The sequence below is a fragment of the Thermodesulfobacteriota bacterium genome (genome assembly GCA_039028315.1).
Lineage (GTDB): Bacteria > Desulfobacterota_D > UBA1144 > Nemesobacterales > UBA2774 > CR02bin9.
Map to the genome: position 1 here is coordinate 1 of JBCCIH010000114.1, position 7,828 is coordinate 7,828.

7 protein-coding genes are annotated in these 7,828 nt (G+C 41.1%); 2 read left to right on the forward strand and 5 right to left on the reverse strand.

The window, feature by feature from the left end:
* Window positions 1-292: cell division protein FtsZ (locus AAF462_07890; GenBank protein ID MEM7009037.1), on the forward strand; the 292-nt coding region annotated here is incomplete at its 5' end.
* An 82-nt stretch (window positions 293-374) separates the two neighbouring features.
* Here AAF462_07890 and rsfS read toward each other — a convergent pair.
* The 4 genes from rsfS to ftsY are packed head-to-tail and all read right to left on the reverse strand — an operon-like array spanning window position 375 to window position 3,956.
* Complete coding sequence (gene rsfS / locus AAF462_07895) at window positions 375-812, reverse strand: ribosome silencing factor (protein ID MEM7009038.1); 438 nt, start codon at window positions 810-812, stop codon at window positions 375-377.
* Complete coding sequence (gene nadD / locus AAF462_07900) at window positions 767-1,450, reverse strand: nicotinate-nucleotide adenylyltransferase (GenBank protein ID MEM7009039.1); 684 nt, start codon at window positions 1,448-1,450, stop codon at window positions 767-769. The genes rsfS and nadD overlap by 46 nt, the downstream gene beginning before the upstream one ends.
* 48 nt (window positions 1,451-1,498) lie before the next feature.
* Window positions 1,499-2,599: a bifunctional diaminohydroxyphosphoribosylaminopyrimidine deaminase/5-amino-6-(5-phosphoribosylamino)uracil reductase RibD gene (ribD, locus tag AAF462_07905; GenBank protein MEM7009040.1), complete on the reverse strand. Its 1,101-nt coding sequence runs from the start codon at window positions 2,597-2,599 to the stop codon at window positions 1,499-1,501.
* Window positions 2,600-2,609: 10 nt separating this feature from the next.
* Window positions 2,610-3,956 (reverse strand): signal recognition particle-docking protein FtsY, encoded by a 1,347-nt coding sequence (ftsY, locus tag AAF462_07910; protein ID MEM7009041.1) that lies wholly within the window; start codon window positions 3,954-3,956, stop codon window positions 2,610-2,612.
* Window positions 3,957-4,210: 254 nt separating this feature from the next.
* Between ftsY and dnaE the strand changes: the two genes are divergently transcribed.
* A complete protein-coding gene (gene dnaE, locus AAF462_07915; protein ID MEM7009042.1) occupies window positions 4,211-7,642 on the forward strand; it encodes a DNA polymerase III subunit alpha in 3,432 nt (1,143 codons plus the stop codon).
* A 3-nt stretch (window positions 7,643-7,645) separates the two neighbouring features.
* On the opposite strand, the gene AAF462_07920 is transcribed toward dnaE, so the two are convergent.
* Window positions 7,646-7,828 (reverse strand): DUF2103 domain-containing protein (locus tag AAF462_07920; protein ID MEM7009043.1); only part of this gene is annotated, 183 nt, incomplete at its 5' end.

Below are 7,828 nucleotides of genomic sequence, written 5' to 3' on the forward strand. Positions count from 1 at the left end.
AGGTATATTGCTCAACGTTACTGCATCGCCAGACTTTGGAATAGAAGAGCTTAACGAAGCATGCAACTACATAAAAGAAAGAGCACACCAGGATGTGAACTTGATCTTTGGATTGGTATTTAACCACGAGTTCAAAGAGGCAGTTCAGCTTACTGTAATTGCAACTGGTATTAATTCTGCCAGAGCGGAGAAGCTTCAACAGGTCGTAACGCAGCTTCCTTCAGAAGTAGGTGATGATGAGTTTGAGATACCTGCTTTTATAAGAAGGCGCGGCGTAAAAGAAGGCCAGTAATAACTCTAAGCATCTTATATTATTAAATAATATCACTTAAGGTGAGAAGTTTATTTTATGCTCACCACACTATGATTGCGTACTATCTGTATAGTTCTTGGGGGATCTTTTGGTTCATTGGTGGTGGATTATCTTCAAAGGATAGTTCTACTCGAGGGGCATCTATCCAAAGACTCTCTAGGTTGTAGAACTCCCTTAGCGGGTCATAAAACACATGGGCAACTACATCTGCAGAATCAACCAAAACCCATTTGCCCTCTTTATAGCCTTCTATTCCGATTATCTTCTGCTCGGATTCCTTAAGGGTTTTTTCAATCTGATCTACAATAGTTTTAACGCCTCGGTTGGAGTTAGCGCTGCAAACTAGAAAATAATCAGTTACGTCACTTTCTGACTTGACCTCTAGAAGGACCGGTCGTATGGCTTGTTTTTCCCAGGCTGCATGAGCAATTTGAATGGCTTTACTTTTAGAGTCTATTGAGAAGCCTCCCCGAAATATAGCTTTTCTGACAATATATATTTTTCAACATTGTGTGGTAGAAGATATTTGATTGATTGTTTGGATTTAACAAACGCCCTGATATCAGTTGAAGAAATCTCAATGCCTTTGATTTCAATAAATACGATATCTTTTCCAGTGGCTTGATTGGTATATGAAATCACGTTTTCGATACCATTATGATATCGAAAATCCTCTTTAAGCGCAAGTGGAACTTTGTTGTTTCCCTCTTGAGAAAACCCTGGTCTTGTTATTACTGCAAAGTTTGTGAGCTGAAAAAGTCTCTCGTAGTCTTCCCAAGTATCTATGTGATTAAAAAGCTCGTTTCCCAATATGAAATAAAATTCCGTATCCGGCTCGGTCTTTGTAAAGTGTTCTAAAGTGTTAATAGTATAAGAAGGCTTTCCCGAGTTTAGCTCGTACTGTGATATCTCAAAATAAGAAGTGCTAGAAATGGCTAGCCTTATCATCTCAAGGCGATCATCTGAAGAGGAAATGTTTGAATTCTCTTTATGAGGCGGCGCCGCGGAAGGGATAAAAACTATCTTATCCAACTTTAAAATTTGCCATATTTCTTCAGCCGCTCTTAAGTGACCAAAATGAATAGGATCGAAAGTGCCCCCAAAAAGTCCTACTCTTTTTCGCTTAGTTTCTCCCATAACTACCAATAAAGTCTAACATTTTTTGGCTATTTGATTAAATCAAGATTATAAATAGCCCTCGATCATTACCTCATCTTTTAATTTTTTAATCTTGGTGTTTTTCACTTGTATTGACTTTTTAATTGTATCTATTCCTAGATCCCCAATCATGCTGATACCCTCAGCGCCGACAATTTTTGGAGCATAGAAAAATACGACCTTATCTACTATTGCGCTCTTAATAGAGGAAGAGGCTACTTTGCTGCCCCCTTCAATTAAAACGCTCATGATCTCAAGCTTCCCCAATTTTCTCATTAGTTCATTTAGGTTGAGACGGCCATTGCTGTCTTTCTTAATACTTAAGATCCTAGTTCCTAGCGCTTCTAACTTTTCTATTTTTCTAACTTTAGATTTATCCGACGTGGCTATGATTATGTTGTCATGAATCTTCAGAAGATTTGAGCTAAGCGGAATTCTAAGTTTGCTGTCCAATATAATAGGTATTGGGTCTGAAGTTGTTTTCTTGTCTAACCTTACATTTAAGCTAGGGTTGTCTTTTAGAACAGTCTCTATCCCAACCATTATACCGTCTACCTTGTTTCTGAGTTCATGTGCATACTTTCTCTGAGTAGGGCTTCCAATCCATTTAGAATCCCCAGTGTGGGCCGCTATCTTGCCGTCCATCGTAGCCGCAAGCTTTAAGATTACAAACGGTTTTTTGGTCGATATATATTTTGTGAAAGCTTCATTTAATTCTTGTGCTTTTTCTTCTAAGAGCCCGACTTGTACTTCTATTCCGCTTTCCTGCAGCATCCTAACACCATTTCCTGAAACCTCTGGATTAGGGTCTAGTATTGAGACGTAAACCTTACGTATTTTCTTTTCTATTATTGCACCTACACATGGCGGGGTTCTTTTTTTGGTATGACAGCAGGGCTCAAGCGTGACGTATAAGTCTGCGCCCTTTACAGAGTTCTTTTTTCTCTCTGCATCATTAAATGCTGCTATCTCTGCATGTGCATGGCCTGCCTTTTTGTGGTAGCCCTGTCCGATGATCTTGCCATTTTTAACAATTACAGCACCTACAAGAGGATTGGGGCTTGTTGTCCCTTCCCCTTTTTTGGCTAGCCTAAGCGCCAAAGACATGTATTTCGTATGAATATCCATTATTGCTTAATTAGTGGACAGTTTGATCACCTGCATAAAATAGAGCTTCAACAAATTCATCGGCATCAAATTCCCTAAGATCGCTAAGGCTCTCTCCAATACCTATATATTTGACGGGTATGTTGAGCTCATCAGCAATTGCTATTATCACACCGCCTTTAGCTGTACCGTCGAGTTTAGTGAGAACTATCCCAGTAATTCCAAGGGCTTCATTAAACTGTTTTGCCTGTTGCACGGCATTTTGCCCTGTGGTTGCATCTAGAACCAACAGAGTTTCATGCGGCGCCCCATCAAGCTCTCTTCCGACTACCCTTTTCATCTTCGTAAGCTCATCCATTAAATTGCCTTTGGTATGGAGTCTGCCCGCAGTATCAATAATTAGAATGTCTATTCCTCTGGCCTCTGCAGCTTTTACAGCATCAAATGCAACAGATGAGGGGTCTCCGCCGCTTTGTCCTTTTAAAAACTCAGTGCCGACCCTCTGTGACCACACCTCGAGCTGCTCTGTAGCTGCCGCTCTGAAAGTATCGCCGGCTGCAACCATTACTTTTTTATCACCAGTCTTAAGCCTGTTTGCAAGCTTTCCTATTGTGGTTGTTTTACCTACCCCGTTTACTCCTGCAACCATTATAACAAAGGGGCTTGCGCTTGCGTCTATTGGCGCGCCTTGTGCGCTTTTTAGTATCTCATGTATTTCTTCCTTTAGGTTGTCCGTAATTGACTCAGGGCTGGTGAGCGACTGCTTGGAGAGTTTAGACTCTATATTTTCTCTTAACTTCATAGTCGTATTTACTCCCAAGTCCGCCATTATTAGAGTCTCTTCAAACTCATCCCACAGATCAGCATCAATTTCTTTTTTAGCGACAATACCGCCTAGCCCACCCAAAAGACCCGCTTGAGTCTTAGAAAGGCCTCTTCTAAGTCTAGCAAATAACCCTTCCTTGGTTTCTTCCTCTGCCTCCTCTTGTACTATTTTCTCAAGCTCTTGCTCTATTTCATCGGTTATCGCATCTTCTTCAACTAGTTCTGCAGGGATTTCCTCAGGGGCAGGTTTTTCAAAGATTTCAAGGTCCTCAGCCTGAAATTCCTGACCCTGTACCTCTGGAATTGCTTCTGCCGCATCGCCCTTAAACTCGGCTTCTTCCAGAGTTTGCTCTTGGGTTATTTCCTCTAGCTCACTTGGTGGTAAAGCCTCTTCTACACTTTCAGCCTCCCCCGGTTCTTCGGCTGTCTTTTGGCCAAATAGAGCTGCTATTACAAATGAGAGAACAACGATTATTGCGAATATTACCGCTACTGCTACAAGGTCTGAATATGGACTTGGAATGGTATTTAATATTGCAAATAAATCTTCCATTATTTATGAATCCTCCTTCCAAGGGTATTTAACAGTTCATAACAACCCCGGATAAGGCAAGTTGAAATTACATTAGCGCCTAAATAGATTTAAAAAGTAATATACTTTTTAGACCGCGCTTTTCAATATTATCTTATATCCGCAATTCTAAAACACTCTGCTAGCATGCCAAATATGATCCGTAAATATCGGTAATCATATAATGTTTTTTTGCCCCTTGCTAAGGATAAATCTTCTTAGCTATAATAATTAAAATGTCAGACGGATTTGTTCATCTCCACCTTCATTCACAGTATTCCCTACTTGATGGCGCAATAAAATTTGAAGACCTTTTCCCTCAGGCCAAAGAGTTTGGTATGCAGGCCATAGCGCTGACCGATCATGGGAATCTTTTCGGCGCTTATGATTTTTACAAGAAAGCCAAGGAAACCGGCATAAAACCTATTATAGGCTGCGAGATATATGTAACTCCAAAAATCAATCCGGACAATCCATCAGAAGGAAAAACACATCACTTAACTGTGCTATCAATGGATCAAAAGGGCTATCAAAACCTCTCAAGACTCGTAACAACAGCATATTTTGACGGATTTTACAGACGCCCGAGAGTAGACCATGAGCTTCTCGACAAGCATAACGAGGGACTGATAGTACTTAGCGGATGTCTTAACAGCGAGCTCTCACAGGCCATTTTTAGTAAAGGTGTAAAAGGAGCACTTGATGTTGCCGCCATGTACAGAGAAATATTCGGCGACCGCTACTATCTTGAGGTGCAGGCCACAGGGCTTCCTGAGCAAAAAAGGGTAAACAAGAAAGTTAAAGAAGTGGGCGAGAACCTAAATATACCTATTGTTGCAACTAACGACTGCCATTTCTTACACAAAGAAGATACCAAGCCCCATGATGCTCTACTATGTATCCAGACAGGCTCGTCAATAGCCGATGAGAATAGATTCAAGTTTCAAGGTGATCAGTACTATCTTAAATCTGAAAAGGAGATGATGGGAGATCTTGAGGGTTTTGAAGATGCGATTAAGAGAACTGGCGAGGTGGCAAAGAGGTGTAATTTTGAGTTTGAGCAGACCGGATATAAGCTGCCTGAGTACAAAGTAGAGGGCGATAAATCACTTGATGAATATATGCTTGAGCTTTCAAGGCAGAAGCTTCAGGAAAAGATTAAAGAAGGATTAATCCCAGAGGAAAAATTTGATGAGTACTCAGAGAGACTAGAGACTGAGCTTAAGATTATTCTCGAAATGGGATTCTCGGGTTACTTTTTGGTAGTTTCAGATTTTATTAATTACGCTAAATCAAACGGCATACCGGTTGGCCCGGGAAGAGGAAGCGCCGCGGGGAGCTTGGTTGCCTATGTGCTAGGAATAACAGAAGTAGATCCCATTCCATATAACCTAATTTTTGAAAGGTTTTTAAACCCCGAGCGTATCACAATGCCTGATATTGATATCGACTTTTGCGGGGAGGGACGTGACGAAGTAATAAGATATGTAACTGAGAAATACGGCTCTGATAAAGTGGCCCAGATCGGCACTTTCGGAACTATGTCTGCCAAGGCAGTTGTTAAAGATGTAGGCAGGGTGCTCGGTATCCCTTATGCAGACGTGGATAAGGTCTCAAAATTAATCCCCTCATTTAGAGGAAAAGTTTTTAGCATAGAAAGGGCTTTAAAAGAGGTAAAAGAGCTTCGAGACTTAATTAAAAGCTCGCCAGATCTTCAAGAAATGATAGAGCTTGCAAAACCTCTTGAGAACATGGTGCGCCATTCCTCAACTCATGCAGCGGGAATTGTAATTGCGAATGAACCGCTCGCCGATCATATTCCGCTTTATAAGGGTTCAAAGGATGAGATCGTAACTCAGTTTGATATGAACTCAATTGAGGAGCTTGGGTTTGTTAAGTTCGACTTTTTAGGCCTAAAAACTCTGACTGTAATTAATAAAGCCTTAAACCTGATAAAAGATAACTATGATTCAGATAAGTGGGTGGATATCGATAGGATCGCTCTCGATGATAAAAAAGTATATAAGCTTCTTACAACCGGACGTACTCGTGGAATCTTCCAAATAGAGTCCTCCGGGATGAAAGATGTTCTTAATAAGCTTCAGCCGACCCAATTTGAAGACCTCATTGCTCTTCTTGCACTATACCGCCCAGGTCCTCTGGACAGCGGAATGGTAGATGACTTTATTAAACGGAAGCACGGCAAGCAGAAAATACAGTTTCCACTTGAAGAACTAAAAGAAATACTAAACGACACCTACGGTCTGTTTGTTTACCAAGAGCAGATAATGCAAACGGCTAGCGCTGTTGCTGAATATAGCCTCGGAGAAGCTGATTTACTACGCCGAGCCATGGGTAAAAAGAAGCCTGAAGAGATGAAGGCTCAAAGAGACCGTTTCCTTAAAGGCGCTAAGCAAAAAGGTATTAGTGATAAAAAGGCAAAAGAGCTATTTGATACTATGGAGAAATTTGCCGAGTATTCATTTAATAAAAGTCACAGCACAGCCTACGCACTAATCACCTATCAGACTGCGTATCTGAAAGCTCATTTTCCCGCTGAGTTTATGGCTGCTCTTCTATCTGTTGAAACCGGAAATACGGATAAAGTTATTGCCAGCATCACCGAGTGCAAGCAAATGGGAATTCCTGTTCTTGCTCCTGATGTAAATGAGAGTATGGCTGGTTTTACTGCTTCGAATGGAAAGATTAGATTTGGTCTTGCCGGTATTAAAAATGTTGGGGGCAGCACAGTTGAAGCAATTATAGATGCTAGAGAGCAAGAAGGCGCATTTGAGAGCATATTCAATTTTTGCGAGCGTGTGGAGGGACGAAGACTCAATAGACGCACCTTCGAAAGCCTAATTAAAAGCGGAGCGTTCGACTCCCTGGGGTGTCACAGAGCTTGCCTAATTGAGTCTGTTGAAACGCTTCTGAGTTTTATCTCGATTAAACAAAAAAGCTCATCAGACGGGCAACACTCACTATTTGCATCAAATGATTCAATAGCAATGCCAAGTTTGTCGGACGTGGATGAGTGGCATGAAAATGAAGTGCTGGCTAGTGAAATGGAAGTTTTAGGATTTTATGTAACCAGCCACCCGATGGCCAAGTATGCCTCTGAGATGAATGGACTGAGCAGGCTTGATACAGAAGCACTATTTGAAATAAAAGAAAAAAGAGAAGTAAGCATAGCAGGTGTCGTGAGATCAATTGTGATTAAAAACACCAAAAGCGGATCGGGCATATTTGGCAACCTAGTGCTTGAAGATATGAAAGGATCTGTTGAAGTGGTTATTTTTGACAAGCTTCTACGAAAAACCCGTGATCTATTAGAGGGAAGGGTTGAGCCAATAGTAATTAAGGGCATGCTGGAGCCAAATGAGGACCAGGTGAAACTCAGAGCCCTTGATATCATATCGCTCAAGAGCGTAAGAAACGGCTCAACAGTTCACATAAGCTTTGATAAAGAATCCTCGACGCGAGACTACTTTGAGAAACTAAAGGATATATTGGACAAATACCCCGGCAGTGCTCAGGTCCAAGTACACATAAATACAAATGATGGAGAATCAGTTCTTGAAGTTGGTGATTATCAGGTAGATGTTCAGGATAAATTTATATATGATGTAGAAAAGCTTTTAGGTGAGGGAGCGCTTAGGTTAATTTAGCTATTATTTAGGGTAATTCTCTTGGATTACATTTTTTACTTTCTCTGGGTCATTTGTAATAACAAAAACCTCTTGAACTGATGTGCCGCTTCTGGCAATAAGCTTTGCGCCGCTGACGGTACTGTACTGATAGCTTACGATCAAATTCTCACCCGGTGTTTTCCCTACCTTGATACGACCTGGGAT

What these genes read in the sequence shown, in the direction of transcription:
- nadD (MEM7009039.1), bottom strand. Translation starts at nt 1,450, where the DNA reads ATGGGAGAAACTAAGCGAAAAAGAGTAGGACTTTTTGGGGGCACTTTC.
- ribD (MEM7009040.1), bottom strand. Translation starts at nt 2,599, where the DNA reads ATGGATATTCATACGAAATACATGTCTTTGGCGCTTAGGCTAGCCAAA.
- ftsY (MEM7009041.1), bottom strand. Translation starts at nt 3,956, where the DNA reads ATGGAAGATTTATTTGCAATATTAAATACCATTCCAAGTCCATATTCA.
- dnaE (MEM7009042.1), top strand. Translation starts at nt 4,211, where the DNA reads ATGTCAGACGGATTTGTTCATCTCCACCTTCATTCACAGTATTCCCTA.